This window comes from Deinococcus radiotolerans, from assembly GCF_014647435.1.
GTDB classification, from domain to species: domain Bacteria; phylum Deinococcota; class Deinococci; order Deinococcales; family Deinococcaceae; genus Deinococcus; species Deinococcus radiotolerans.
This window is the reverse complement of record NZ_BMPE01000001.1, coordinates 767,842-793,351: the sequence shown is the minus strand read 5'-3', so window position 1 is coordinate 793,351 and position 25,510 is coordinate 767,842. Positions and strand designations below refer to the sequence as shown.

The following is a 25,510-nucleotide window of genomic DNA, read 5'->3' as shown; positions in this document are numbered from 1 at the left end:
GAACGAATGAATTCAGTTGGTGGGATTCTTCTTCACGCGAACAGTGGCACCCTGGTAATAGCGGGTGACCCCGGTATCCAGATCCTCAATGATGAAGTCGTAGCGGTAAAAACCCTCCTCAATGAAGCTGGCGCTGATGGACAGGTTGTTGATAGAGGTTTCAGGATTGATGCCGACTTCTGCCGGAAGTTCGACCGCCTGTTCACCGCTGTAGAACAGTGTGGCGACGCGCACGTGGTTGGCACTGCCCGGCAGGGTCCAAGTAGCCGAGGTGGGGTTCAGCGCGCCCGGGGTGGCGTCCGGCACGACGGTAGTCACGATTTCCTGATTGGGGTCGAGTTGCCCAATCGTCACGGCTGCCGTGTTGCGAGCCACACGAATCGGGAACTCCTGCACGTTGGCGTTGCTGCCGTCATACGCGATGACCCGCATCGTGTAGTTGCCGTCCTGCACGTAGGGCTGGCCGTCCATCATGGCGCCCAGCGTGAAGACGCGGAAGATCTTCCCGGCCAGGCCGACGGGGAAATTGTACTGGTACGGTGCAGTGGGGCAGGTCTGACCGATGACAGCGGTGGCCGGATCACAGACGAGGTCCACGCGGATGCTGCTGATGCCGTTATCGTCGCTGGCCTGAATCATCAGGGCTGATTTACGTGAGAACGTCACGCGCCCGTCGGCCTTGTAAGGATCAGTAATGTATGCCGGCATGAGGATGCTCAGCGCGGGCGGCTTGTTATCACTCACCTGGGTGGTCACGGTCGTGGTGGCGCTGAGCGTGCGCGTGCTGCTATCGGCCAGAACGGCCTGCGCGGTCGCCTCAATGAAATAGCTGTTGCTGGAGAAGTCTGAGCCGATCAGATCGATCGGGGCGTACGCCTCGTAAATGCCGTCACTGATCTTCACGGCTTTGCCGTAGACCGTTTTGACGATCTTACCGCTGAAGTCGCGCACATCAATGCGTACATCGTTGCCGCTGCTGTCAAGGGGTTTGAGGGTGAACGAACTGGTGGACTGCCGCAGTTGAACGCGAACGGTGGTGGGGCCAGTCAGGGTGGCGCCGCTGTCCGGACTCACGATGCTGATGGCCGGGGAGGAGACGTTCTGAATCTGCACGGTCTGCGAGGTGCTCTCACCACGAAGGCCACTGGCGGTCAAGGCGATCGCCTTCAGGGTCAGGGCGCCGTCCGGGTATTTGGAGGTGTCGATGCTGAATGTCGCGCTGGGATTCGAGCTGACATACGTCGTGTTGTCGACATTGCCCTTGCTGTCGGTCACCTGAAGAACGAGGCTCTTGACAGTACTGGTCACGTCGAAATTACCGGAAACGGTCACGGACAGGTTGCCGCTGTAAGGAGCCGTACCGGAGGTGTTCAGAGTGATGAGTGGCGCGGGCTGCTTCTCATCAGTGGGACCAGGGGTACTCTGCTGGTTTGCGCTGAAGGTGAACGGCAGAACGTTCTGCGTGTTGTTGAACTGAACACTCACAGGCAGATTCGTAGCGCTGGGGTTCTGACTCAACACCTTGCTGAACAGGTCCGACTCGTTGATGGTGGTGCTGAGGCTCCGGTCAGCAAAGGTGGTGCCTGCGTCGTTGAAGTTGCAGCTGGCGGTGGGGTTACTCTGAGCGGCAGCGCAGGTAAGGCCGGCAGGGAGGGTGACGGCTGGAATGGTGACCGTCTCGGTCTTGCTGGTCTTGGTGGTGGGATCCGTCCAGGTGAGCGTGGCGGAGTTGATGGTGACGGCCTTGCTGCCGGCCTTGTTGGTGAAGGTGACGGGGACCGTTCCGCTAAATTTGCCGTCGCTGGCCGTTACATTGGTGACACTGCTGGTGGCCGTCACAGACGAGGAGCTTGGTGTGCCGTTGCTACCACAGGCGGCGAGCAGGAGGGGCAGGGTGAGGAGGGAGAGTTTCTTCATGCGGGGTCCTCCGGGTTGGGGGCGTCTTTGAGGTGGGGATTGAGGATGTAGAAGGCGAGGCGTTTCATCCCGGCGAGGAAGTCGACGTTCTCCACGATCACGCCGCGCCACTCTTCGCTGAGGTCGGTGTGGCCCGGGCGGTCGATGGTGCGGGGCTGAATGACGGTGGGGGCGAAGTTTAGGATACCTTTCACACCTGCATCTGCAAGCGATTGTGCGGCGTCCTGCGCGCGGTCGGGTGGGACGGCCAGGAAGCCCATGTCGACGGGGTGCTGCTGCGTGAAGTCTCGCAGGGTGTCGAGGTGGTGCACGGTCAGGCCGCGGACCTGCGTGCCGATCAGGTCGGGATTCACGTCGAACAGGCCCACGTACTGGAACTGGTAGTCGCTGGCGCCGGGGTAGTTGGCGATGGCCTGTCCGAGGCGGCCCACGCCGACGATGACGACGTTCCAGCTGCGGTTCAGACCCAGGACGCGCACCAGTTCGCGTTTCAGGATGGGCACGGTGTATCCCATGCCGCGCGTGCCGAAGCGGCCGAAGTACGCGAGATCCTTCCGAACCTGGAAGGCGGTCACGCCAGCTCGCTCGGCGAGGTCGGTGCTGCTGGTGCGGCTGACGTCCTGCAACTCCAGCTGTTCAAGGATGCGCAGGTAGGTGACGAGGCGGCTGATGGCGGCGGTGGGAATTTCAGCCACGTTCAGCGGACCCGGAAGCTGTCGAGGCCGTTCTGCTTGAGTCGCGCCTCGGTGCGGGAGAGGGGGTCGCCGGTGTACGGGCCGACGAGCACGGTGACTTTCTTATCGGCGGGGGCGTTTACCGTGGGGTTGTACCCGAGGTCGCGCAGCTGCTGCACGAGGTTTTGTGCGCTTTCAAGGCGGTCGAACGCGCCGACCTGCAGGTAGGTGGGGCTGTCGCTGCTGGGAGCGGGTGTGGCGGCTGGAGTGGATTCAGTAGCTGCCGGAGTGTTAGTCGCGGGCGTAGTCGTGGCCGGCGCGTTAGTACTCAGGCTCCGGTCCTTGGGCGGGTAGAGAACCGCGCTGGGCGCGGCGCGCTGCACGTCCGCGAGGGCTTGACGGGCGGTGGTTTCGTCCGAGAAGGGGCCGATTTGCGCGACGACCTGCGAGCCGAGGTCGATGGGGTACACGGTGTACCCGAGGGTGCTCACGCCCTGCGCGGCTTTCTGTGCCGCCTCGACGCTGCTGAAGGTGCCGAGTGTGATGCGGTAGTCGCTGCGCAGCGGGGTGCGCTGTTCGCTGGTGGGCACGGCGCCGCCGGCACGCGCCGCGGGGCTGGTGGTGGTGTCGTCCGGGGTGGTGTCTGCGCTGTCCGTCGGTGCGGCCGTGTCAGCTGGCGTGTCGGTGGTCTGGCCGGTCAAGGCGGGGTCCGGGGTGCCGATGGGCGCGGCCGCAATGACCGGGGGCGCCTCCGTGGCCGGGGCGGACGTGTCGGTGCCAGTGGTGGTGCCTGCGTCGGTGGGCGTGGTGTCGGCCGCGTCGCCTGCCGCCGTCTGGGTGGTGTCCGGATCGGTCGGCGTGATCGCCGTGGTTTGCGCCGTGGCGGTGCTCCCGGCGCTGTCGGTGCTACCGGGCGCGCCGGGAATGACGGGGGCGGCGTCCGCCTCGTGGTCGGAGGTGGGGGCGCTGACGGGTGCGGTGGACTGGGGGCGCAGCAGCAGCGTTCCGAAGCCGCCCATCAGCAGCACGACGAGTGCGCCGATCATGAGGTCCGGCCAGCGGCGGGGTCCGGCGGCGCGGCTCACTTCAGGGCCTCCTGGGCGCGGGCGTTGCCCAGCGCGGCGGCCGTCTTCAGGGAGGTGCGGGCGTCCGTTTCGCGTGCCTGGGCACGCTGCGTGAGGCCCAGCAGGAACCACGCCTCGGCGTTCTTTGGGTTCTCGCTGACCAGGCCGCGCAGCACGGCTTCCGCCTCGGCGTAGCGGGCATTGGCGAGCAGGGCGCTGCCCAGGTTCAGGCGGGCGGTGGGCGTCGGGTCGAGTTTCACGCTGTCGGCCAGGGCACTGGCTGCGGCGGGGTAGTCCTTGGCGGCGTACGCGGTGAGGCCCAGCCACAGGGCGGTGTCGGCGCTGGGCGCGCGGTTCTGGCTGGAGGTGAGCGCGGCGCGGGCCTGGGCGTACTGGCCCAGGCGGTACGCGGCGACGCCCTGCACGAAGAGGGCGCGGGCCAGGGTGGCGTCGTCGGGGCGCAGGGTCAGGGCGCGCGCGGCGTCGGCCTGCGCCTGGGCGTTCTGGCCCATGGTGAGGCGCACGCCGGCCAGTGCGGCCCGGTAGGGGGCGCTCTGCGGCTCAAGTTTCACGGCATTCAGGTACGCGGTGAGGGCGCCTGGGCGGTCGTTCCGCAGGGTGCGCAGCTCGCCTTCACGGGCGAATGCGGCGGCGTTCTTGGGGTCCTCGCGGGTGGCGGCCTGCGCGGCGAAGACGGCGGCGCGGGTATCGCCCGTCTGCGTGAGGATGGTGGCCTTGCGCAGCAGGAGGGCCGCGCGGTCCTCGCCGGTCTTCACGCGGGGGGTGGCGGCGTCCAGTTCGCGCAGCGCGCGGTCGGGGAGGCCCTGGGCGACGTAGATGTCCGCGAGGAGCAGCGCGGCGTCCGCGCGGGCCGGGTCCGCCTGCAACAGGGCGTACACGCCCGGCAGTGCGGCGGCCCCCTGTCCACTCAGGGTGCGGGCCTGCGCCAGACGGTACTGCACGTCCAGGTCCTGGGGGACCAGGGTGTTCAGGCTGCCCAGGGTGGCGCTGAGTGCCGTGAAGTCCGCCTTGCGGGTCTGCTCGGCGGCCAGCGCTTCGAGCACCTGCCGCTGCTCGTCGGGCGCGGCCTGACCGCTCATGAGCGTCGCGGCCTGCGTGTAGAACTTCAGGGCGTCGTCGTGCTGGCCGCCGCGGCTGGCAATCACGCCCAGGTTGTAGGGGCCCTCGTAGCGGTCCGGGGCGAGCGCCACGAACTGCTGAAGTTCAAAGGCGGCGCCTTTATCGTCCCGCTGCGCGAACAGCGTGAGGGCCAGCCCGAAGTGCGGCGCTGGGTTGGTGTAGTTCTGCGTGACCAGCTGCTCGTACAGGCGGCGCGCTTCGGGCAGCCGGTTGGCCTGGTAGGCCGCGCGGGCCTGCGCCAGCAGCGTGATCTGATCTGCCGTGAGGGGCGTCACGACCGGTGGCGTGACGGTGGTCGTGGCGGCGCTGCCCGTGGTGGGGACGGTCACTTTGGGCAGGGCGGGGCTGGTGGTCTGCAGGGTGTTCTGAACGCCGATGGTCGTGGCGGTTTCAAGCATGGTCTGAGCCACGCCCTGCGAGCCGAGGGCCAGGGTGAGTCCTAGCAGAACGGTACGTGTGTATGTCACCTTAATGGCCTCCTGATGTGCGGAAACGCCTGTAGCGTAGCATTAACGTCTCTCCTAACCCTTACTCATCTTCATGAAGTGGCGCGTGCGCTCAGGCGGCGCCGCTGGTCGCGCCGGGCCGTTTCAGCGCCAGCTGGCCGCAGGCGGCGCCCGCATCGCGTCCGCGTGACCGGCGCACGCTGACATCCACTCCTCTGGCTTCCAGCAGGTCGTAGAAGGCCTGAATCTGCTCCTCTGTGCTGCTCTCGAAGTCCGAGCCGGGCCACGGGTTCATAGGGATCAGGTTCACGTGGCTGACCAGGCCGCGCAGCAGTTCAGCCAGCAGCTCGGCCTGCCACAGGTGGTCGTTGATGCCGCGCAGCATGGTGTACTCCATGGTGATGCGCCGGCCTGTGACGTCCTGGTACTCGCGGGCGGCACTCATGATTTCCTCGATGGAGTTCACCTGCCCGGTCGGAATGATCCGCCGGCGGGTATCCTCATCCGGGGCGTGCAGGCTGATCGCCAGCTTGATGCCCAGGTCATCCTCGGCCGCCAGGCGTTTGATGCCCTTGGCAATCCCGACGGTCGAGAGCGTCACGCGGCGCTTGCTCATGCCCAGCGCGTCCGGGTGCAGCAGGATGCGGGCGGCCAGCATGGTGTGGTCGTAGTTCAGCATGGCCTCGCCCATGCCCATGAACACCAAGTTGCGGATCTCGCGCGGGGTAATATCCTCGCCGCCAGCGACGGCCAGCACCTGCCCGACGATCTCGCCGGGGGTCAGGTTGCGCCCGAAACCCATCGCGCCGGTCGCGCAGAACGCGCAGCGGGCCGGGCAGCCCACCATGGTGGACACACAGATGGTCTTGCGGTCCAGGTACGGCATGTAGACCGCTTCCATCTGCCGGCCGTCGTGCAGCGTGAACAGGTACTTCACGCTGCCGTCGGCGCTGCGGACCGTCTCGATCAGCTTGAAGGGGTTCAGGTGGTACGACTCGGTCAGCTGTTGCCGGGTGGGGGCGGGAAGGTTGGTCATGGCATCGAAGGTGCCGACGCCCTGCCCGAACACCCAGTCGAGCAGTTGCCGACGCCGGAAGCCCTCAAGGGGATAGGCGTCGGGGTGAAGGTCGAGTAACAGCTCCATGGGAATAGTCTAAAGGTCAGTCCCGCGCTCCTCCGTGAGGCTCTTCATGCTCTACGCGGGACGCCGGGCGAACCCGCTGGTTCTTCCGGCGTGGCGGTACCGCCCACCCAGACCTCCACACCACCCTGAAGTGACGCGAACTGCGCGCTGAGGCGGGCCGGCTGACCGGGGCGGCGCTGCGCGGCCCGCAGCAGATTCACGTCCGCAGGCAGCTGGACGCGAAGACCCAGCACGCCCACCAAGCAGGCCAGCATGTTGCTGCTCGCGGCGTCCTCCGAGAAGCCCTTGAGTGGCCCGAACGCCCGGAAGCTCACGTCCACCCGGCCCGGCCCGCCCAGGGTGTACAGCACGAGGCCCGTCGTATCGGTCGCGCGGTTCACCATCCTGATGGCCTCATCATCGGGTTCAAAAGCGTCCAGGGCGGCCAGGGTGGGCAGTTCGGCCACCAGGTTCGGGCGACCCGTACTGCCCGTCCACGCGCCCAGCCCGCCCAGACCGATGGGGGAGAGGTCGGCGCTGACCGCCCCCGCCACCGCGAGGCCCTGCCGCAGCACCCACTCGCCGCCGCACAGCTGCGCGCTCTGCACCTCACCGCCCGCCTCCGGATCGCCCTGCGTGACCTCCACCACGTCCAGCAGGCCCACCGGAACGCGCAGGGCGCTTAGCGCAGCGATGGCGGCGCTGTCACTGCTGCCCTTCTCGCGCGTTGGCGTGAACACCCGCAGCTGCACGCCGGTCGGGTCAGCCGACTGCACGAACACACTCAGTGGCGCGCCCACCGCAGCCGCCCGCGCCTGCTCATCCCCGGAACCCGGGAAGACCGCCACGAGCTTGCCGCCCTCACCACGGTCCGGCAGGGCGCGGTACAGGCTGGGAGGGGCAGACGGGGCAGGACGTGCGGACTCAGGCGCGTTCATGCAGTCATTCTGGGCGCCGGACAACCGCACGAGGCCCCGCAGGTCTTGACGAGTGACCTGACGCTGAAGCTACGCCAGAGCCGGACGCAGCAGGCGCTACCCGGGCTGGCGGACCGCCCGCACCATGAACGTTACGCGGTGGTCGGCATGCCAGTCGATCCGGCCGTCCTCCGCGCCCCGCTCCGGGCAGCCGGGCAGCGTGGCGTACGTGAAACCCCAGCGGCGCGGCTCGTCGATCACATCAGTCACGCGGTCGCAGAACGCCAGAGCCAGTGAGCTCAAGATACATGCGCGGCCACCACGAGCTTGACGTGTCCCAGCGGGGCGTGAGCCGCTACCGCCACTGGACCTTCCCATCGCCCCCGCCGACCTCAGGCCGCAGATCGCCGGATGTCACGGCGTTCGTGGGTAGCGGCTGACACCGTGTGCGGCGGCGGCGGTCCTGATTCCGGGCGGTTGGCACGAGCAGCGACAGACCGGTCACGATAGGCCGACCTGCTGAGACACCGCAGGGCAGAAACCCTCAGTCCTCAGGGTCCTGTTACGCGCTGACCCACTCGCGGAGCACCTGTTCGAGGTGGGCGTCGTCCAGTTCGTCCTGCTCGGCCAGGGCCTTGATGTGGTCTGTGACGCGCCGCAGGGCGTCCTCGCCGTAGTGGAGGCCCATTTCGCGGGCCTTGTACGCGATGGCGTGCTTGCCCGTGACCTTGCTGGCCGCCTGGATGCGGCGGCCCACGCCGAACACGCCGGGGGGGATGGCCTCGTACGCGCCGGGGTTCAGGTAGATGGCTTTCAGGTGCATCCCGGCCTTGTGGTTGTAGGCGAATTCGCCGGTCAGGTAGTTGTTCCAGGGGATCGGTAGGTCGACCATGCGGGCTATCATGCGGTCGAGTTCAGGCAGCAGGTCGAGGTTGTATTTGTCGATCAGGCCCTGCGGGTCGAAGGTGAACATGCGGGCCAGGAACCCGCCCAGCGGCGTGATGCCGTTGCGTTCCCCGATGCCGAGGATGGTCGTGTCGATGTGCGTGGCGCCCGCCTCGACGGCCTCGTAGGCGTTGCTGACGGCGCAGCCCGTGTCGTTGTGCCCGTGGAATTCGATGCCGCACTCGGCGTGAATGACCTTGCGGACCTCGCGGACCAGCGTGTACACCTGCCGGGGCGTGGCGACGCCGACCGTGTCGGCCAGTCCGACGCGGTGTACGCCCAGGTCGGAGACGGCCTTGTACACGGCCATCAGGTCGGCTTCCTCACTGCGGAAGGTGTCCTCGGCGCTGAAGCGGATCTGGAGGTCCGGGTGGTGGGTCTTGATCCAGCTGATGACCTGCTGGGCGCTGTCGATGATCTGCCCGATGTTCTTGCCGTGGCTGAACTCCCGCAGGAACGAACTCGTACCGAACAGGAGGTCCAGGCCGTCCACGCCGGTGTCCACGGCGCGCTGCACGTCGTCCATGTGGCAGCGGACGTGCGTGAGGAACTTGGCCTTGAGACCCAGGCTGGTCAGGCGGCGGATGTCCGCGTGCGTCTGGGCGCTGACCATCGGGGTGGTGACCTCGATGAATTCCGCGCCAAAGGCGTCGAGCGCCCGGGCGATCTCGATCTTGTCCTCAGTTTTGAAGTTCCCGCGCGCGAACTGTTCGCCCTCCCGCAGGGTGGAGTCGATGATCGCCCACGAGGTCGCGGGGATCAGGGGGGCGGGGTGGTCGGTGGGTGCGCTGGAGTCCTGGGTCATAGGGGCTGCCTCTTGCACGGCATCATGCCCAGGTGGATTGATATATGTCAAGTAAATTGACGCTATGATTCTCAAATGAAAAGACAGAGGTGGGTCTGGTGGTCTGCGCCACTTGGCGGATGACCTGCTGATGCGCGCCGTGTAGGGTGTGGGGCATGTCCGCCGTCACGGCCCCCACCCCACCCCCATCTGAATCGATCAAGAGTCCGGCGCGTGAGATCGCCAGCATCGCCGTCCCCGTCAGCCTGGAAATGGTCATCCAGCTCGTCCTGAGCTTCATCAACCAGATCATCGTCGGCAGCCTCGGTGCGGTCGCCGTCGCCGCCGTCGGCCTCAGTGGCAGCCTGGGTTTCCTGTTCTTCGTGACCCTGGGCGCCCTGGGCAGCGGCACCAGCATCCTCGTTGCCCGCCGCCACGGGGCCGCCGACCGCCCCGGCGTCAACCAGACCCTCACCTTCAGCGTCCTCACCAGCCTCCTGCTGGCCGGCCTGCTCACCACACCCGTCGTGCTGCTCGCCGGGCCCCTCCTGAGCCTCGCGGGCGGCGAGGACGCCGTCACCCGCACCGCCACCCCCTACATGCAGGTCAGCATGCTCGCCCTGATCCCCGGCAGCCTCGCCTGGATCCTCAGCGGCGCCCTGCGCTCCCTCGGCCACGCCCGCACGCCCCTGGTCGCCACCGTCATCACCGTCATCGTGGAAAGCCTCCTCGCGTACGGCCTCGTGTTCGGCGTCGGTCCTCTCCCGCAACTCGGCGTGGTCGGCGCCGCCTGGGCCCTGGTCTTCGCGAACCTGCTCAAGACGGCGCTGCTCGCCTACCAGATCTACGGCCCCCGCCACCTCGCCGCCCTGACCCTCCCCGCCCGCAGCGCCTGGCGCGCCATCGCCGCGCCCCTCCTGACCATCAGCGCGCCCATCGCCTTCACCGAGTTCGCCTGGAGTCTCGGCGGGTTCCTGTACGCCGCCGTGTACGCCCGCGTCGGCACCGCCGCCCTGGCCGCCAGCCAGATCGTCGGCACGCTGGAAGGCATCTTCATCGTGGGCTCCTTCGGCCTGATGAGCGCCGCCACCGTCTTCATCGGCCGCGCCCTGGGCGCCGGGGACGCCGCCGCCGCGCAGCTGTGGCTGGCCCGCATCAGCCGCGCCGGACTCGTCACTGGACTGGGCTTCGGCGCGCTGTTCGCCCTGAGCGCCCTGATCGTCCCGCCCCTCTTCCCCCGCGTGGGCACCGACGTCCACCAGATTGCCCTGATTGGCATCCTGATCAGCGCCGCCTTCCAGATCGTCAAGGTCCGGAACATGATCATCGGCGGCGGTGTCCTCCCCGGCGCGGCCGACGGCAAGGGCGTCATCATTGGTGACGTGGTCGGCGCGTTCGTCGTTGGCCTCCCGCTGGCCATTGGTCTGGGCTTGTACTCCCCGCTGGGCGTCTGGGGCGTGTTCCTCGCCCGCGGCGCCGAGGAGGTTGTGAAGGTCAGCATCTTCGAGTGGCGCCGCCGCCGCATCAACTGGGAGAAACTCGCCCGCGACCAGCAGGGCCAGGACGTCGCCGCGCACTGAGCGGGTCCCGGCCGCCGCGCCGCCGCGTCTTGCACGCGGCGGCGCGGTTCGTCTGTCCCGTGCGGCCGGGCGTAGCATGGCGCGCATGACCGCCCAGAGCGCCACGGATCCGCACACGCCCCGCCTGCTCACCTGCGACGTGCTGTACACCGGCATGGGCGGCGCACAGAGTCCCGGCGGGGTCGTCGTGGTGGGCGGGACGGTCGCCGCGACCGGGCACCCGGACGCCCTGCGGGCCGCCTACCCCCACGCCCGCGAGGAACGCACCGGGCCCGTGATCGCCCCGCCGCCTGTGAATGCCCACACGCACCTGGACATGAGCGCGTACGAGTTCACGGCCCTGCCGTACTTCCGCTGGATTCCCGAGGTGGTCGTGGCCCAGCGCGAGAAGCGCAGCGTGACTGCTGCCCTGCACGGCGCGGACACCCTGGCGAGGCTGGGCGCGGGAGGCGTGGGCGACATAGTGTACATGCACGCCCCGGACGTCATGGACGCCCTGCTGGCCAGAGAGGACCTCAGCGGCGTCCTGTACTACGAGGTGCTGGGCACCTTCCCGGAGATGGCCGACGAGGTCTTCCGGACCGTGCGCGAAAGGGTCGAGCGCTGGCGTGCGAACGAACGCCCCGGCGGGCCGCGCGTGGGCCTGTCCCCGCACACGCCGCACACGGTCAGCGGGCGCCTGATGCGGCTGCTGTGCGACTACGCCGCCGGGGAGGGCCTGCCCCTCCAGATTCACGTGGCCGAGCACCCCGCCGAGCACGACCTGTACACGCGCGGCGGCGGGCCCATCTGGGACAACCGGCTGGCCGCGCTGTACCCGGACACCTTCGCGGAGGTCATGGGCCGCGCCCCGGAGCCCGACCTGACCCCCGTGCGCTACCTGGACGAACTGGGCGTCCTGAGCGCCAAACCCACCCTGGTTCACATGGTGAACGTCACCCCGGACGACATCGCCCGCGTGGCCCGCGCCGGCAGCGCCGTCGTGACCTGCCCACGCAGCAATCACCACCTGGAGTGCGGCGTGTTTCCCTGGGCGGCCTTCGCGGCAGCCGGGGTGGAGGTCGGGCTTGGGACTGACTCCGTCGCCAGTGGCGGCAGCCTTGATGTGCGCGAGGACGTCACCTTCGCGCAGGCGCTGCACCCGGGCCTGGACCCCCGCGTGATCGTGCGCGCCGCCGTGAAGGGCGGGCACCGCGTGCTGGGCACCCGCGTCCCCTTCATCCGCCGGGGCGAAGCCTGGGACGACCGGTACCGCTGGTAACCCCGGCAGGCCTTCAGGGTGCGGACCAGGCGCTAGGCGGCCAAACGGCTGAGGGTCCAGCCGGTGCGTCCCGGGCCGGACCCTCAGGTGAGCGGCCTGCTCAGCTGCTCGAGGTGGCGGTGCAGGTGCCCGTCGCCTCGTAGCCGCTCTTCTTCAGGGTCAGGCGACCGCTGTACGGCTGCGAGAGCAGCGTGTCGATCTGGCAGGTGTACTGCGCGCCGTCCTCGGCAATCCAGTTGAAGCGCAGCGTCCGGCGGTCCTTGTTGAACGTCGCCACCGAGAACCCGGCCTGATTACTGTCGAACGCCTGTGCCTGATCCAGCCCGCTCACGCTGGCCGTGCCGTCAGCGACGTCCAGCAGGTTGGGAATGTTCACGGATTGCGTCACGGTCCGCCCGTCAATCGGGCCGCTAACCGTCCAGGTCTGCCCGACCGTGAGTGGCCCGGCCGTCCGCGGTCTGGGTCCCTCATTTTCAGAGTTGGCGAGGATAGATGCCAGGGGCGCGCAGGCGCCCAGCAGGGGCAGGGCGAGCAGGGCGGGCAGGACTTTCAGGTTCATGGGCGCAGGATACGGGCCGCGCATGAGGTTCACTTGCCGCGCCTTCACCGCGCGTGGAGCAGACGTTCATGCTCCCTGAGCCAAAACCGCTCAAGTTGCTTATGCGCGCCTCACTGAAATCGCGCCGCGCCGCGCCCGCCCCGCGCGTTATACTCGCTTGTCATGTTCCGTGTCCTGAACAAAATGTTCGATAACAACCAGCGCGACGTTGCGCAGATCATCAAGACGATCGTGCAACCCGTCAACGCGCTGGAAGAAGAGACCCAGAAGGTCGAAGATCTCGCCGCCGCCTTCATGGACCTGCGCCGACGCGTCACGGAAGGCGGCGAGTCCCTCGACGACGTCGTCGTGCCCGCCTTCGCCCTGATCCGCGAGGCCGGACGCCGCTCCATCGGCAAACGCCACTACGACGTGCAGCTCATCGGCGGGTACGCCCTGCACAAGGGCCGCATCGCCGAGATGCGCACCGGTGAAGGGAAAACGCTCGTCGCCACGCTGGCCCTGGCGCTGAACGCCCTCGAGGGGCGCGGCTGCCACCTCGTGACCGTGAACGACTACCTCGCCCGGGTCGGCATGGAGGAGATGAGCCTGCTGTACCGCACGCTCGGTCTCACCGTTGGCCTCGCCAGCCGCGAGATGCAACCCCACCAGAAACAGGCCGCGTACGCCTGCGACATCACCTACGTCACCAACAGCGAACTGGGCTTCGACTACCTGCGCGACAACATGGCCCAGAGCCGCGAGGCCCTCGCCCTGCGCGCCGACCACCCCCTGAACTTCGCCATCGTGGACGAGGTCGACTCGATCCTCATCGACGAGGCCCGCACGCCCCTGATCATCAGCGGCGCCGCCGAGAAAGCCACCGACCTCTACTACGTATACGCCAAACTCATCCGCCGCCTCCAGAAGGGCGAACCAGCCGAGCCCGGCGTGCGCGCCGAACCCACCGGCGACTACACCATCGACGAGAAGGGCAAGCAGGTCCACATCACCGAGGGCGGTATCAGCAAGATCGAGCGCCTGCTGTCCCTGAGCGACCTGTACAGCCCGGACAACATGGACAAAGCGCACATGATCACCCAGGCGATCCGCGCGCGCGAACTGTACCACCGCGAGAAGGACTACATCGTCAACGCCGAGGGCGAAGTCATCATCATCGACGAGTTCACCGGGCGCAGCATGCCCGGCCGCCGCTACGGCGAGGGCCTCCACCAGGCCATCGAGGCGAAAGAAGGCGTCAAGATCGAGAACGAGAACCAGACGCTCGCCACGATCACCTACCAGAACTTCTTCCGCCTGTACAACAAGTTCGCGGGCATGACCGGCACCGCCAAGACTGAGGAGAAGGAATTCCTCGACATCTACGGCAGTGACGTGTTGGTCATCCCCACCAACAAGGGTGTGCAGCGTAAGGACGCCGAGGACCTCGTCTACCGCACCAAGATGGGCAAGTACAACGCCGTGGTGCAGGAAGTCCGCGAGATGCACGCCACCGGCCGCCCCGTCCTGATCGGGACCGCCAGCATCGTCACCAGCGAGCAGCTCAGCGACCTCCTCACCCAGGCCGGCATCCAGCACAGCGTCCTGAACGCCAAATTCGAGGCGCAGGAAGCCAGCATCGTTGCGCAGGCTGGCCGCTCGGGCACCGTCACCATCGCCACCAACATGGCCGGCCGTGGCACCGACATCATGCTCGGCGGGAACGCCGAATTCATCCTCGGCGAAGCCATCGAGCAGCAGCTCGGCCTGAGCCGCTACACGCCCGAAGTCGAGAACTTCATCAAGGCCATCAGCCGCCAGGACCCCAACTCAGTCCAGATCGGCATGCAGATCCCCGGCATGAACGAGGACTTCATCGGTCAGGCCATCCAACTTCAGGCGGACACCCTCACCGACCGCCAGCGCGTCAAGGACCTCGGCGGGCTGCACATCATCGGCACCGAACGCCACGAGAGCCGCCGCATCGACAACCAGCTGCGCGGCCGCGCCGGCCGTCAGGGCGACCCCGGCAGCAGCCGCTTCTACGTGTCATTCGAGGACGACCTGATGCGCCTCTTCGCCAACGACCGCGTCGTCGCCATGATGGACCGCCTCGGCATGGACGACACCCAGCCCATCGAAGCGAAGATGGTGACCGGCGCCATCGAGAAAGCCCAGGCGCGCGTCGAAGACCGCAACTTCAGCACGCGCAAACAACTTCTTGAATTCGACAACGTCATGAGCAAACAGCGCGACACCGTCTACGCCCAGCGCCGCGAGGTCCTCCTCGGGCCAGACGCCGACGTCGAGGAGAGCACCGAAGGCATGATTGCCGACTTCGTCGACCACCAGCTCGCCACGCACCTGCCCATTGAGCAGAGCCACGAGAACTGGGACATCGACGGACTGCGCGCCGCCATCACCGACGCCGTCCCCCAGCTCGAAGAGTTCGACTTCGAAAGCCTGCGCGCCAAGACCCCCGCCGAAGCGCAGGACACCCTCCTCGCCGCCGTCGCCGACGCCTTCGACGCCCGCAAGGAAGAACTCAGCCCCACCATGATGAACAGCCTTAGCCGCTACGTCGTCCTGCAGGTCGTCGACCAGCTCTGGAAAGAACACCTGCACGGCATGGACGTCCTGCGCCAGGGCATCGGCCTGCGCGGCTACGGCCAGCGCGACCCCTTCACTGAATACAAATTCGAAGCCACCACCATGTTTAACGACATGATCGACACCCTCAAAGCCGATGTCACCAAATTCGTCTTCCGAATGCAGTTTTCCAACCCAGGCTAATTTTTAGCCGTCCCGCACGCGCTTAAGCGGTGGGGAGGTTCAGGGCGCGCACTTCTACGTGCGCGCCTTTCTGCGCGGTGAAGTGCACGTCGAGGTCATCGAGCAGGGCCATGTACTCGGTGTCGTCGAGGCTGGGGAGGCCATCGGCCAGGTCGGTCAGTTCCGGCGCGGGGAGGATGGGCGTGCTGATGGGGACGAGGGCCTGGATCTGCGCCTGCAGGTCATCGCGGCGCCGGACGAACTCGGCCCGGTCAATCAGCCCTTCCAGGTGCAGGTCGATCAGGGCCGCGCGGCGTTCCTCGAGGAGGGCCCGTTGGGCTTCGTGAGGATCTGCCTGGGGGCGGCTGATCAGGCGGGTGAGCGTCTCGGTATCTCGTAGGGCGTCCGCCAGGGCAAGGCGCGCGGCGACGTCCACGGTGCTCACGGCGTAGAAGCTGCTGCCCTTCCCGCTGACGGGGCAGGTGGGCGTGCCGCGCCGCTCCGGGCTGCAGCGGTAGTAGAGGATGGTGCTGCCACTGCCGCTCTTGTGGGCGTTCCCGACGAGGGGCGTGCCGCAGCCGCAGGTGAGGCGGCCGGAGAGCGGGAAGCGGGTGGGGTCACGCCGGACGTGGTTGCGGGTGGCAGTGCGCTGCGCGGCGTACCACTCGGCGTCCGTGACGAGGGCAGGGCAGGGGATGGGCAGCCACGCCTGTGGGGTGGCCTCGTGGCTGCGGCGGCGGTACTGGAGTTGCCCGGTGCGGTAGGTGGGTTCCTGCACGATGCCGCGGACTGTCGCCAAGTACCAACGCTTGCCTTTCGCGCCGGGAATGCCGTCCCGGTTGAGGCTGTCCGCCACAGCATTGAAGGGAACGCCACCGGCAGCGCGGCGGAAGACCTCGCGCACGGTGGGCGCGAAGGCACTTTCGACGATCCGCCCGTCTGGGCCGCGTTCGTAGCCGGCGGGGAGCACGGCGCCACTCTGTGGGTAGATGCCCTGACTGGCGGCCTGGATGCGCCCGGCAGCGGTGCGTTCCCGGGTGGTCTCCACTTCCAGTTCCGCCAGGGCGGCGAGGATGGTCAGCATGAGGCGCCCAGCTGGCGTCTCCGTGTCGATGTTCTCGGTGAGGCTGACCAGCCGCGCGCCGGCGTCCTTGATGCGGCCCACGATGCTGAGCATCTGCACGGCGCCGCCGCGCCCCAGGCGGCTGAGGCTGTACACGATGACCGTGTCCCCCGGCTGGATCTCGCCGAGGAGGGCGGCCAGTTGGGGGCGGTCGTCGAGTTTGCCGGATACGCCGCGTTCCTCGTAGAACTGGACCGGCCCGAGGTCCTGGTACGCGGCCCAGGCCAGGGCCTTGTCCCGCTGGAACGCGAGGCTGAACTTCTCCACCTGCGTAGCAGAGGAGACGCGGAGGTACGCGCGGGCAGTCACCTTCTACCAGCGGAAGGGTTGCCAATGGTAATGGGATTGCGGGTTGGGGCCACCTGTGCTGCGCAGGTGTGCGTACCTTTGCGGTGGGAGAGGATGCCGCTGCCGTTCGTGCGCTTAGTCATAGCGTGAAAGGGCGCAATAGAGGCGACGTCGGCTCTATTGCTGTAAGAATCAGGAATTTTGATCCGGTCGATGAGGTTCAATTTCTATCACTCGTCTCGGTGGCAGAGCTTCCGTTGGTTCAATAGGAGCCGCAAAATTCGGAAATTCCTCGGCCTCTACGGCATGTTTCTCTTCCGGGGTCAGAGGGGTGCTGACTATCGCATGGAGAACTGTAATGATGATGACAGCAGCCATTGCCGTGGCTCCCAAAAGAATCATCTGTCCGGCACGCAGAATATCTCCCAGCAGCGTCTTAGCTATCACGATTTCTTTGTATGCGAACAAGCCAAAGAGCCCTAGACCTAAGAATATGATGTTGCCCCTCGTAAAAATGGCGATGAGATTGGCCCAAAGTGTGCTGTGCCGAAGCCTGACGATTGCGGGCGTGGCGATCACGGAGGCGAGGATGGCGAGGGAGGCGATGCCGAAGCCGAGCATCGTGAAGGCAATGCCTGCAAGCATAGGCACGCTATTGGAATAAAACTCCATAGGTAGAACTCTTGATAAAAGGCCGAACAGGGCAGCCGACACAACTACCCATTGGACCGGATGGTCGATTAGTGTAGCCAGCACCATATTTCGTTGGACTGGTTGTGCTTCAGCGCTCATAGGTATATCCTATTATGCTTTTAGCTAAACTTGGTGAGTGCCTATCTGCTCGGAACGTACCTTGCCGTATACTGTGCACGGAGCTCTTTGTACATTTCCTCTGAATCTACTCGATTCAGATCGGTCATTTTGGCATCGATTCTCGCTTTAATTTTGTCTTTGAGAAAATCAAAATTCGCGATGCCCTCCATTTCAACGATAAAATTATGGAAATCTATTCCCTCATTTCGAAATAAATCAACAATGTTTTGCTTCTGATTACTACCCGTTGCCTGCTCAAAATTCAAAACCAAGTCGAATTCGCTCACTTGGCTCTCCCGAGCATTCCTCATGGTGTCGAAAATCATCCTGCTAAGTTGTGTTTCGGTGCGAGGCGTGTACGCATGAACACCAATTCGAAGCCGCAGGCCATTAACTGGATGCCCATCTTTGATGAATCGGGGAAGGGTATCTCGACCGATATCATAAGTAATGGTCACGTTATTCGGCTCCAAGCCGTACTTCTTGGAGAGCTTTTCTATATACACTGCGAAACCCGCGTGATGTGGGGCGTAGTGATTATATTCCATCACCAAAATTTTTGAGTCAGTAAAGTACACAAAATGGGAAGGCTCAAAAAGATTTGTACCTTTAAAATCTAACTCTACGAGTTCTCCATCTTTCAACCCTTGAGGAAAAGAAGCGTCCCGGATGGTCGCTATTTGGCCCTCATAGTAATTATTTCCGACACGATCAATCCGCATTGCCATCTTTGCGCCACGAAACTCGAAAATAGCGGTCGTAGTTTCGTCATCGCCTAGATCAAGCTCTCTTACCTTCTCTAATGCCGAATCAATCTTCGTCTTTCGTGCCTCCCACTCGTTTCCCGCCTTCCTGAATTTGTGGATGGCGGAGACATTATAAAAATAAATTGTCTTTGGAGCTGTACGAACCTCTTTTGTCATTTCGTCACCTTGATTGAAAGATCCCTCTACACGAAGAAGAGGCTCATGGAGACCGGGTATATATGCCTAATCACTTCGGTTCAAACGAGGCCTATGCCTATCCGATTCACGCCGCCTCCCACTGCCCCACGCTCACTCTTCCACCTGGGTTCGCCACTCGTCTGCAGTCATGCCCAGTGCCTGCCTCAGGGCGTCCAATCGCTTTGGCCCGAGCGCGGAGAGGCGGGATCGGCCGAGCTCCACGTGGGAGAGCAGTGTCTTGGAGATGGCGTGCTCCGGGCCGAGCTGGGAGGTGTACGTGGCGACGTCCTCTTGCCGGATCTTCCGGGCTTCTCGGGCGTGTTTGAGGCGGAGGCGTGGGGGGATGGGTTGGGTGGGGTCAGGGGGCGGGTGTTTCTTCTGCCGTGCGGTGCGCCAGGTCACGCCGCCTCCCACTGCCCCACGGTCAGCCCCAGCACACGCCGATCACTTGAGGCCGGTTCGGTATCCGGACGGCGGTGGCATTGGCCTCTACAGGGAAACACGTGGTGGGCTCTGGTACGCGCTCAAATGCCCAGAAGGGGAGCGGCAGGTTGCAGTACGAGACGTGCTGGATGTAGTTCCCCGTCGTGATGTACCCCGCTCGGCGAGCATCAGGGTTGTCCTGAATGAGGCGGTGCAGAGCACGGTCCGACTTCGCGCCACTGACGCGCATCATCTGCCGCACGGCCTTCGCGGACACGCCGTGCTTCTTCACGGCCTGGTCGACCATCGGTTGCGTGATCTGGAGGAACGCCAGGGCCTGATTGCACAGCGACTCAATAAAGGGCAGGGCAGCTTCACGGCTGCCCAAGGTGTCAATCAGATGCGCTTCCACTCGTGACCAGGCGAGGATCAGGTGCGCCAGCTCGTGCCGCACCACGTCGTTATTCCACCCGTAGTACCAGGGCTGAAGTTCCACGATGGGGGGTTCGAGGTCGGTGATGACGTAGTTGTCCTTGCCAACTCGGCGCCGCACGCCTGCGCGTTCCAGCACCCGCCACGCGTTCGGATCATGCCCAGTGGCCGCCTGGTATTCCTTGAGGTACCAGATGAACTCGGCGGGTAGGTGGTCAATTTCGGTCATCAGCCCTCACGAGCCAGCGACGGTTGGCCATGAACACCTCGAACCACTCTTTCGAGCTGAGATCGTTGGCGCCACCGTACCGGTGCAGGCTGGTGAGTGCGCGCTGATTGGCTTCCAGGTGGAGTTCCGGGTAGTCGTCGCCGTACTTTTCGATGGCCTCTTGCAGTCCAATGGGGACTTCCAGGCGGACTTCGACCTCTGGGAGGCGAGGCTTGACGAGAGGGCCAGGGCGACTCATCGAACCCGATGTCGTAGCGGTAGGTGTATAGAGACCAGTCTCTTGTTCCCAGATCGCATCAGGGATGCGGAGAACGTTCCTGAGCGCTTCCCGTACATCGAGAGAGACTTTCGCAAGGGGTGCAGCACCTCGCTTGACCTTACTGAGGTAGTCCGCAGTGACGCTGATGCCGTGCAGGCGTTCCATATCCCGGGCAACTTCGGACCACTTCAGGCCTAAGTCCTGACGCCGCTCGTCAAGGAATTTGCCGTGCTGTTTGGCTGTTTCTGCGTCATGGGTCATAGATGTTCCTGACAACAGTGGCCGCTGAATTGTTCCGGGATACGCCAACATGCGGACTGTTACGCGAATGGTACGGTATCAGTTCCGACACGCGGCAAAATTGACATTATTCTCGGAATAGTCCCGTATCAGGATTGACACAAGAATAAAACCGGACTAGACTCAGCTCACCATGACGACGGCAGAGAAATTGAAGGCGATTCAGGCGAAGGTGCAGGCCGATCGCGTTTCGCTGCGGAGCATCGCGCGTGGCACTGCACTGAGCATGAACACTGTCCGCGCCGCAGTTTCCGGCTCCGCATCTACCCAGAAGAGCACAGTGAATTTTCTATTCCTGTACCTCGGATTGAAACCGGAATGAATGCGGATGGGACAAAGAAAAGGGACGCCCCTCGTCCGAGCGCCCCGCCCACCGACCCCAGGAGGTCAATGGCATGACTCAGATTCTACCCTACGTTCTCGAAGTCGGAACCCAGGAGGTCGTGCTGACCCCTGACCCGACCCACGAGTTCACCGCCACTACCGAGCAGGTGGCCCTGGGCTACGGCGTGAGCCCTTCCACTATCCGCGAGCAGAAGCGCAGTAACGGGGAAGAGTTTGTCGAGGGCAAGCATTTTCTGAGCGTCAGGAATCCTGACGCCCGGCCCGGACAGGGTGCTCAGCAGGTCACCCTCTGGACGAAACGCGGGATCGTACGCCTGGGCTTCTTCATCCGCAGTGCCCGCGCCCGGCTGTTCCGCGACATGGCTGAAGACCTCGTGATCGGCGTCATGACTGCGCCCCAGGCTGGTACCCCCGCCCTGATCAGCGCGCGCGGCGTGAGTGCCGCAGTCGGCATCCCCCCGCGTCACGCCAGCGCGACCCTGCGTCGTCAGGGCATTGAAGCCACGCACCACTTCCTGGAATCGCGCTGTGGCGCGCCCGCCTACCTGTACCCCCTGCCTGACGTGCAGGCCATCTGGCCGGACGTCACGTTCACGCCCTACCAGGGCGAGGCGCGCCCCGGCGTGGCCGCCGTTGTCCGCGTGGTGGGCGCTGCGGCCCGCACCAAGGCCGCGAACCGTCACCAACCCCGCCTGCTGCCCACTGACACGAGCACCGAGCAACTCGCGCGCCGCCTCCTGAGCCTCGAAGCGCAGAAGAAGGCCGTGCTGCGCGAACTGGCAGCCCTGGCATGACCCCTAAGAAGCCCGTCATCACCACCCGCCACGACCCGGCGGCAGCGCAGAGGGTGCTGGTCATCCTGCACCGCGCCGCTGAACTGGGCCGCCAGAAACGGGAAGCCGCCACCAACACCAAGCCCGCTTGAAAACACACACCCCCCGCGTCACAGCCGGTGCAACGGCTCAGCGGGGGGAGGAGGTACATACATGGTACAGCACACGGTCACCCTCACTGAGAACGAGCGCCAGGCGCTCCTGAACCTGCTGGAACGCGAGCAGTGGCAGAACGGCCTGAGCGCCGCGCAGTCGAACGCACTCAAGGCCCTGCGCAGCAGCGAATCCGCCCCCGTGACTGCCCCGGTCAGCGTGCCCCTGTTCCCCGGCGGCGCGGCGTGAACCGCGTCCGTTTCGGCGTGCACGCCACGCAGGCCCTGTACAGCCGCTGGCTGGGCGGCGGTCTGATCGTCGCCGCCGCGCTGACCATCGCCCTGGCGGTCCGCTGATGGCCCGCTACAACGAACCCGCCCCGAAGCCCGCCCCGCGCCCCGTGGAGGCCAAACCATGCTGACCCTGCTGATCGCCGTCGTGTTCATTGGCCTGATCCTCATCACGGCCACCGTGCTCCTGGGCGCACCCCGCATGTGCGACTGCCGCATCTGCGGGGAATCCAGTCACCTCGACGTCTGCGCCGCGTGCGACGCCTCCAACATCACGCCCCAGACCACGCGGCAGCGCCGGGCCGTGGCGAAACGGGTGTACCGGAACGCGGACCAGCTCACCCGCGCCCTGGCCGCCCGGAACGCCATCCGCGGAGACGACGGGCTCGTCACCGTCCGGGGGCGCGCGTGATCACCGCCGAGCAGATCAATGCCGCGTACGACCGCGTGAACCGCGCCATCTACAACCTCGCTGACGCCACCGCACTGGAAGCTCACCAGCGGGGCGTGCTCGAAGGCGAGAAGGCCGACCTGCTGGCCAGAGGGCTCATCGATGGGAAGAACGCCGAGACGCGCGAGGGGCAGCTGCGCGAGCGGCTTGCCAGTGAGTACAAGGTGCTGGCCGAAGTGCAGGCGCAGGTAGCCCTGGCCCGCACGAATCTGACCGCCTGCCAGAGCGAGATCGACCGCTGCAAGACGCTCCTGAAGTTGCTGGAAGTCACGGTGCCCGAAGTCGGCATCAGTGACGAGCCGCCCTTCATGTACGGCGCGAAGCCCTAACCCCTCTGGCAGGGGTGCGGCTGCCCAACGCACAGCGGCCCAGCGGCACGGACACCAAGACCCCCACCCATCGACCACCGGACACACACCCGACCACCGATGGACCCACCCAGGAGCACCCACATGGCCATCAGCATGCAGAGCAGCAAAGGACAGAGCAGCGGCGACACCAACCGGTTCGAAGGCGACCCCGGCACCTACGTCTTCACCCTCAAGGAAATCATCATCGACGAAGGCAGCGACTTCGACGACAAGACCAAAACCTTCCCCCAGGCCCGCCTCGTCTGGGAAGACCAGGACGGCGACACGTTCAGCGACAGCTTCGTCCGCATCCCCCTCGGCTTCCGCCTGAACGACAAGGCCAAGTGGACCAACCGCCTCAGCGCCCTGGTGGGCCGTCCCCTGACCGACGACGACGCGGCCCGCGTGAGCATCGACCTCGGGCCCGACATCCAGAGCTACGACGACCTGGCCGCCGCCGTGGGTGAAGTGACCGACAGCGGCCGCAAGGCGTTCCTGAAGGTGCTGGCCCTGGACTTCGACGGGGAGACCCTGTTCGGCCGCGCGGCGCAGCTGACCCTGGGCGTGAACGCCAAGGGCTACAACACCTGCGCTGCGGCCGGGGCGAGTCCCATGCCCACCAGCGGCGGCAAGAAGAAGAAGGCCCCCGCCGCGACGGGGGAGACCGAGCCGCTCATGACGGCCCCCAGCGCGCCACCCGCGCGGCGCAACCCCAGCGGCGACGCTGACTACGGCTACTGACTCCAAACCGAAGCCCCGCCACTTGCTTGCCGGCGGGGCGGGGCTTCGTTCACCCGGAGGTGACACCACATGATCTCACACACGACCACTGCCAAGAAATACGCGGGTCTCCCGCAGATGGTTCCCGCTGACCTGAGGCCCGAGCTGTACCACGCCCTGACCCAGCACGAACCGCACCAACCCCTCGCGCTGGCCGCGTACCTGAACGGCACCCCCAGCCTCACCGACCTGGAAGACCTCACGGACGGTGAGGCCACCGCCATGCTCGAGCGCCTCATCGGGAACCCCACGTACACCCTCGCCGGGTGGATTCAGCACCTGCAGGGCGCGCAGCAGGATCGGGACGGTGTGGCGTGGCTGCGGTGAAACACGACACCGGGTACGCTCCGCTGTTCCCCTACCTGGGGCTGGCCGCCGGCGCGGTCGTGGCCGAGGGTGAACTGATCGTCGATAACTTCGCGGGCGGTGGCGGCGCCAGCACCGGCCTCGAGCAGGCCCTGGGCCGCCCCGTGGACATTGCGGTCAACCACGACCCTGAAGCGGTGGCCATGCACGAGGTCAACCACCCGCACACGCAGCACTTCTGCGAGAGCGTCTGGGAAGTCGACCCGCGTCAGGTCACCGCCGGGCGGCCCGTCGCCCTGGCGTGGTTCAGCCCCGATTGCAAGCACTTCAGCAAGGCCAAGGGCGGCAAGCCCGTCAGCAAAGAGATCAGGGGTCTCGCCTGGGTGGCGCTGCGCTGGGCCGCCACGGTCCGCCCCCGCGTGATCGTGGTGGAAAACGTTGAAGAGTTCAGGACGTGGGGGCCCCTCGGAGAAAACGGCCGTCCCTGCCCGAAACAGCAGGGCCGCACCTTCCGCAGCTGGGTGAACGCCCTGCAGCGCCACGGGTACCAGGTGCAGTGGCGGGAACTGGTCGCGTACGAGTTCGGCGCGCCCACCAGCCGCAAGCGGCTGTTCATCGTGGCCCGCCGTGACGGCCAACCCATCGTCTGGCCCATCCCCACGCACGGCAAGCCCACTGATCCCCGCGTGCAGTCCGGCGAGTTGGAAGTCTGGAAGACCGCGGCGGACTGCATCGACTGGGACATCCCTGCCCCCTCGATCTTCGGGCGGAAGAAGGTCCTGGTGCCGGCCACGCACCACCGGATCGCGCAGGGCATCCTGCGGTTCACGCTCCGCGCCGCCCGTCCGTTCGTGGTGACCTGTAACCACCAGGGCGACTCGTTCCGGGGTCAGGGCGCAGACGAGCCCATGCGGACCCTGACCGCTGCGCACGACGCGCACGGGGCCGTCGTGGCTCAGATGGCCCCGCAGACCTACCAGAACGCTCCCCGCGCCGCCAATGCGCCACTCGGCACCGCCACGACGCAGAGCAACGCACAGACCCTCGTGACAGCAGCACTGGCACCCCGCTACGGCGAGCGACCGGGACAGGCACCCCGTACTCAGCCCGTTACTGCGCCCTTGCCCACGGTGGTGACGAGTGAAAACGGGTCGCGCCTCACGGTGGCCAGCCTGACCAAGATCCGTACCGGCAGTGTCGGCACGCCCGCTACCGAACCTCTGCACACGGTGACGGCCGGTGGGGAACCGGCCCGGCCCAGCACGGGGAACGTCCACGCCCTGACCAGCGCCACGGTCGTGAAGATCGACAACCAGCGCAGCCGAAGCCTGGGTGCTTACCCCGTGGACGTGCCCGGCACCACCGAGGTCACCAAGGCCAGCAAGGCCGTAGCCACGGTGCAGCTCGTCCGGCAGAACGGCGGGCACTGCGCTCCGGAGACCGCCCCGTACCCCGCCGACGTGCCCGTGAAGACCGTGACCAGCCAGGGCAAGCCGCATGACGTCCTGACCGCCCAGCTCGTCCAGTACAACCGCAACTCACCGCCCAAGTCGGCGGGTCGGCCGATCAACACGCAGTCCACCCGGGAACGCTTCGGGCTGGCCACCGCGCAGGTCGTGCGGCAGTTCGGGACCAGCGTCGGGCACGCCGCCAGCGAACCCGCCCGGACCATCACCACGCAGGGCGGTGGAAAGAGCCTGTTGCTTACCGCCGAATGCGGTACGGGGCTGACGACTGAGCAGCAGGCCGGGGCGCGGAAGGTGTACGCCTTCCTGCGCGAGCACCTGGGCGCACAACTGGACCCGCACGCCGATCATGACCGCGGCCTGGTGCTCGTGCACCTGAACGGCGAGGCGTACGTGATCACCGATATCGGCATGCGGATGCTCGAACCCCGGGAGCTGTACCGCGCGCAGGGCTTTCCTGAGACCTACCAGATCGAGTTCATGACGCGGAACAAGAAGGGCAAGGCCGTGCCGCTGTCGAAGCGCGCGCAGGTGCGGATGTGTGGGAACGCCGTGCCCCCACCCTTCAGCCGCGCCATCGCGTACGCCAACCTCGCCATCCACATGCAAGAGGCGGCGGACTGA

Annotated in this window: 27 protein-coding genes; 12 read left to right on the top strand and 15 right to left on the bottom strand. The window is 66.0% G+C overall.

Annotation, left to right across the window (positions count from 1 at the left end; all coding sequences use genetic code 11):
- Nucleotides 1-12: 12 nt before the first annotated feature.
- From IEY63_RS03890 to lysS, 8 genes are all read right to left on the bottom strand, one after another.
- Nucleotides 13-1,917 (bottom strand): hypothetical protein, encoded by a 1,905-nt coding sequence (locus IEY63_RS03890; protein ID WP_189067620.1) that lies wholly within the window; start codon nucleotides 1,915-1,917, stop codon nucleotides 13-15.
- Nucleotides 1,914-2,612: a redox-sensing transcriptional repressor Rex gene (locus IEY63_RS03885; RefSeq protein ID WP_189067619.1), complete on the bottom strand. Its 699-nt coding sequence runs from the start codon at nucleotides 2,610-2,612 to the stop codon at nucleotides 1,914-1,916. The genes IEY63_RS03890 and IEY63_RS03885 overlap by 4 nt, the downstream gene beginning before the upstream one ends.
- 2 nt (nucleotides 2,613-2,614) lie before the next feature.
- Entirely contained in the window at nucleotides 2,615-3,676 is a 1,062-nt protein-coding gene (locus IEY63_RS03880) for an SPOR domain-containing protein (protein ID WP_189067618.1), read from the bottom strand.
- Nucleotides 3,673-5,262 carry a tetratricopeptide repeat protein gene (locus IEY63_RS03875; protein WP_308425099.1) on the bottom strand — a complete coding sequence of 530 codons (1,590 nt, stop codon included), beginning with the start codon at nucleotides 5,260-5,262 and terminating at the stop codon, nucleotides 3,673-3,675. The genes IEY63_RS03880 and IEY63_RS03875 overlap by 4 nt, the downstream gene beginning before the upstream one ends.
- 91 nt (nucleotides 5,263-5,353) lie before the next feature.
- On the bottom strand, nucleotides 5,354-6,385 hold the full coding sequence (gene rlmN / locus IEY63_RS03870; RefSeq protein ID WP_189067617.1) for a dual-specificity RNA methyltransferase RlmN: 1,032 nt from the start codon (nucleotides 6,383-6,385) through the stop codon (nucleotides 5,354-5,356).
- Nucleotides 6,386-6,429: 44 nt separating this feature from the next.
- The gene (locus IEY63_RS03865; RefSeq protein ID WP_229784457.1) at nucleotides 6,430-7,302 is read right to left on the bottom strand and encodes a PhzF family phenazine biosynthesis protein; all 873 of its coding nucleotides are present in this window, start codon (nucleotides 7,300-7,302) and stop codon (nucleotides 6,430-6,432) included.
- A 96-nt stretch (nucleotides 7,303-7,398) separates the two neighbouring features.
- Nucleotides 7,399-7,659, bottom strand: coding sequence for a DUF1990 family protein (locus IEY63_RS03860; RefSeq protein WP_189067616.1), 261 nt, complete (start codon nucleotides 7,657-7,659; stop codon nucleotides 7,399-7,401).
- Between the two features lie 184 nt (nucleotides 7,660-7,843).
- Entirely contained in the window at nucleotides 7,844-9,031 is a 1,188-nt protein-coding gene (lysS, locus tag IEY63_RS03855) for a homocitrate synthase (protein ID WP_189067615.1), read from the bottom strand.
- A gap of 155 nt (nucleotides 9,032-9,186) precedes the next feature.
- Here lysS and IEY63_RS03850 point away from each other — a divergent pair, with 155 nt between their 5' ends.
- Both IEY63_RS03850 and IEY63_RS03845 read left to right on the top strand, forming a co-directional pair.
- Nucleotides 9,187-10,590 (top strand): MATE family efflux transporter, encoded by a 1,404-nt coding sequence (locus IEY63_RS03850; protein WP_189067614.1) that lies wholly within the window; start codon nucleotides 9,187-9,189, stop codon nucleotides 10,588-10,590.
- 85 nt (nucleotides 10,591-10,675) lie between these two features.
- The gene (locus IEY63_RS03845) at nucleotides 10,676-11,851 is read left to right on the top strand and encodes an amidohydrolase family protein (RefSeq protein WP_189067613.1); all 1,176 of its coding nucleotides are present in this window, start codon (nucleotides 10,676-10,678) and stop codon (nucleotides 11,849-11,851) included.
- Nucleotides 11,852-11,951: 100 nt separating this feature from the next.
- Here the strand turns inward: IEY63_RS03845 and IEY63_RS03840 are convergent, their stop codons facing one another.
- Entirely contained in the window at nucleotides 11,952-12,410 is a 459-nt protein-coding gene (locus IEY63_RS03840; RefSeq protein ID WP_189067612.1) for a hypothetical protein, read from the bottom strand.
- 162 nt (nucleotides 12,411-12,572) lie between these two features.
- Between IEY63_RS03840 and secA the strand changes: the two genes are divergently transcribed.
- Entirely contained in the window at nucleotides 12,573-15,182 is a 2,610-nt protein-coding gene (secA, locus tag IEY63_RS03835; protein ID WP_189067611.1) for a preprotein translocase subunit SecA, read from the top strand.
- A 22-nt stretch (nucleotides 15,183-15,204) separates the two neighbouring features.
- Here the strand turns inward: secA and IEY63_RS03830 are convergent, their stop codons facing one another.
- The 6 genes from IEY63_RS03830 to IEY63_RS03805 all read right to left on the bottom strand — a co-directional run bounded on the left by IEY63_RS03830 (nucleotide 15,205) and on the right by IEY63_RS03805 (nucleotide 19,933).
- Nucleotides 15,205-16,593, bottom strand: a complete 1,389-nt coding sequence (locus tag IEY63_RS03830) for a recombinase family protein (protein WP_189067610.1) — start codon at nucleotides 16,591-16,593, stop codon at nucleotides 15,205-15,207.
- A 171-nt stretch (nucleotides 16,594-16,764) separates the two neighbouring features.
- On the bottom strand, nucleotides 16,765-17,364 hold the full coding sequence (locus IEY63_RS03825) for a hypothetical protein (RefSeq protein WP_189067609.1): 600 nt from the start codon (nucleotides 17,362-17,364) through the stop codon (nucleotides 16,765-16,767).
- Nucleotides 17,365-17,405: 41 nt separating this feature from the next.
- Nucleotides 17,406-18,308 carry a hypothetical protein gene (locus tag IEY63_RS03820; protein WP_189067608.1) on the bottom strand — a complete coding sequence of 301 codons (903 nt, stop codon included), beginning with the start codon at nucleotides 18,306-18,308 and terminating at the stop codon, nucleotides 17,406-17,408.
- A 132-nt stretch (nucleotides 18,309-18,440) separates the two neighbouring features.
- Complete coding sequence (locus IEY63_RS03815) at nucleotides 18,441-18,731, bottom strand: helix-turn-helix domain-containing protein (protein ID WP_189067607.1); 291 nt, start codon at nucleotides 18,729-18,731, stop codon at nucleotides 18,441-18,443.
- Nucleotides 18,732-18,753: 22 nt separating this feature from the next.
- Nucleotides 18,754-19,413 carry a hypothetical protein gene (locus IEY63_RS03810; protein WP_189067606.1) on the bottom strand — a complete coding sequence of 220 codons (660 nt, stop codon included), beginning with the start codon at nucleotides 19,411-19,413 and terminating at the stop codon, nucleotides 18,754-18,756.
- Nucleotides 19,400-19,933 carry a hypothetical protein gene (locus tag IEY63_RS03805; protein WP_189067605.1) on the bottom strand — a complete coding sequence of 178 codons (534 nt, stop codon included), beginning with the start codon at nucleotides 19,931-19,933 and terminating at the stop codon, nucleotides 19,400-19,402. The genes IEY63_RS03810 and IEY63_RS03805 overlap by 14 nt, the downstream gene beginning before the upstream one ends.
- 172 nt (nucleotides 19,934-20,105) lie before the next feature.
- Here IEY63_RS03805 and IEY63_RS03800 point away from each other — a divergent pair, with 172 nt between their 5' ends.
- From IEY63_RS03800 to IEY63_RS03765, 9 genes are all read left to right on the top strand, one after another.
- Nucleotides 20,106-20,294 carry a hypothetical protein gene (locus IEY63_RS03800; protein WP_189067604.1) on the top strand — a complete coding sequence of 63 codons (189 nt, stop codon included), beginning with the start codon at nucleotides 20,106-20,108 and terminating at the stop codon, nucleotides 20,292-20,294.
- A 73-nt stretch (nucleotides 20,295-20,367) separates the two neighbouring features.
- Nucleotides 20,368-21,111, top strand: a complete 744-nt coding sequence (locus IEY63_RS03795; RefSeq protein ID WP_189067603.1) for an ORF6N domain-containing protein — start codon at nucleotides 20,368-20,370, stop codon at nucleotides 21,109-21,111.
- Nucleotides 21,108-21,242: a hypothetical protein gene (locus IEY63_RS22425; RefSeq protein ID WP_268239638.1), complete on the top strand. Its 135-nt coding sequence runs from the start codon at nucleotides 21,108-21,110 to the stop codon at nucleotides 21,240-21,242. Before IEY63_RS03795 ends, IEY63_RS22425 begins: the two co-directional genes overlap by 4 nt.
- A 61-nt stretch (nucleotides 21,243-21,303) precedes the next feature.
- A complete protein-coding gene (locus IEY63_RS03790) occupies nucleotides 21,304-21,492 on the top strand; it encodes a hypothetical protein (RefSeq protein WP_189067602.1) in 189 nt (62 codons plus the stop codon).
- A 165-nt stretch (nucleotides 21,493-21,657) separates the two neighbouring features.
- Complete coding sequence (locus tag IEY63_RS03785; RefSeq protein WP_189067601.1) at nucleotides 21,658-21,945, top strand: hypothetical protein; 288 nt, start codon at nucleotides 21,658-21,660, stop codon at nucleotides 21,943-21,945.
- Nucleotides 21,942-22,313, top strand: a complete 372-nt coding sequence (locus IEY63_RS03780; RefSeq protein ID WP_189067600.1) for a hypothetical protein — start codon at nucleotides 21,942-21,944, stop codon at nucleotides 22,311-22,313. Before IEY63_RS03785 ends, IEY63_RS03780 begins: the two co-directional genes overlap by 4 nt.
- A 123-nt stretch (nucleotides 22,314-22,436) precedes the next feature.
- Nucleotides 22,437-23,075 (top strand): hypothetical protein, encoded by a 639-nt coding sequence (locus tag IEY63_RS03775; protein ID WP_189067599.1) that lies wholly within the window; start codon nucleotides 22,437-22,439, stop codon nucleotides 23,073-23,075.
- Nucleotides 23,076-23,144: 69 nt separating this feature from the next.
- Nucleotides 23,145-23,441 carry a hypothetical protein gene (locus tag IEY63_RS03770; protein ID WP_189067598.1) on the top strand — a complete coding sequence of 99 codons (297 nt, stop codon included), beginning with the start codon at nucleotides 23,145-23,147 and terminating at the stop codon, nucleotides 23,439-23,441.
- A complete protein-coding gene (locus IEY63_RS03765; RefSeq protein ID WP_229784455.1) occupies nucleotides 23,438-25,510 on the top strand; it encodes a DNA cytosine methyltransferase in 2,073 nt (690 codons plus the stop codon). The genes IEY63_RS03770 and IEY63_RS03765 overlap by 4 nt, the downstream gene beginning before the upstream one ends.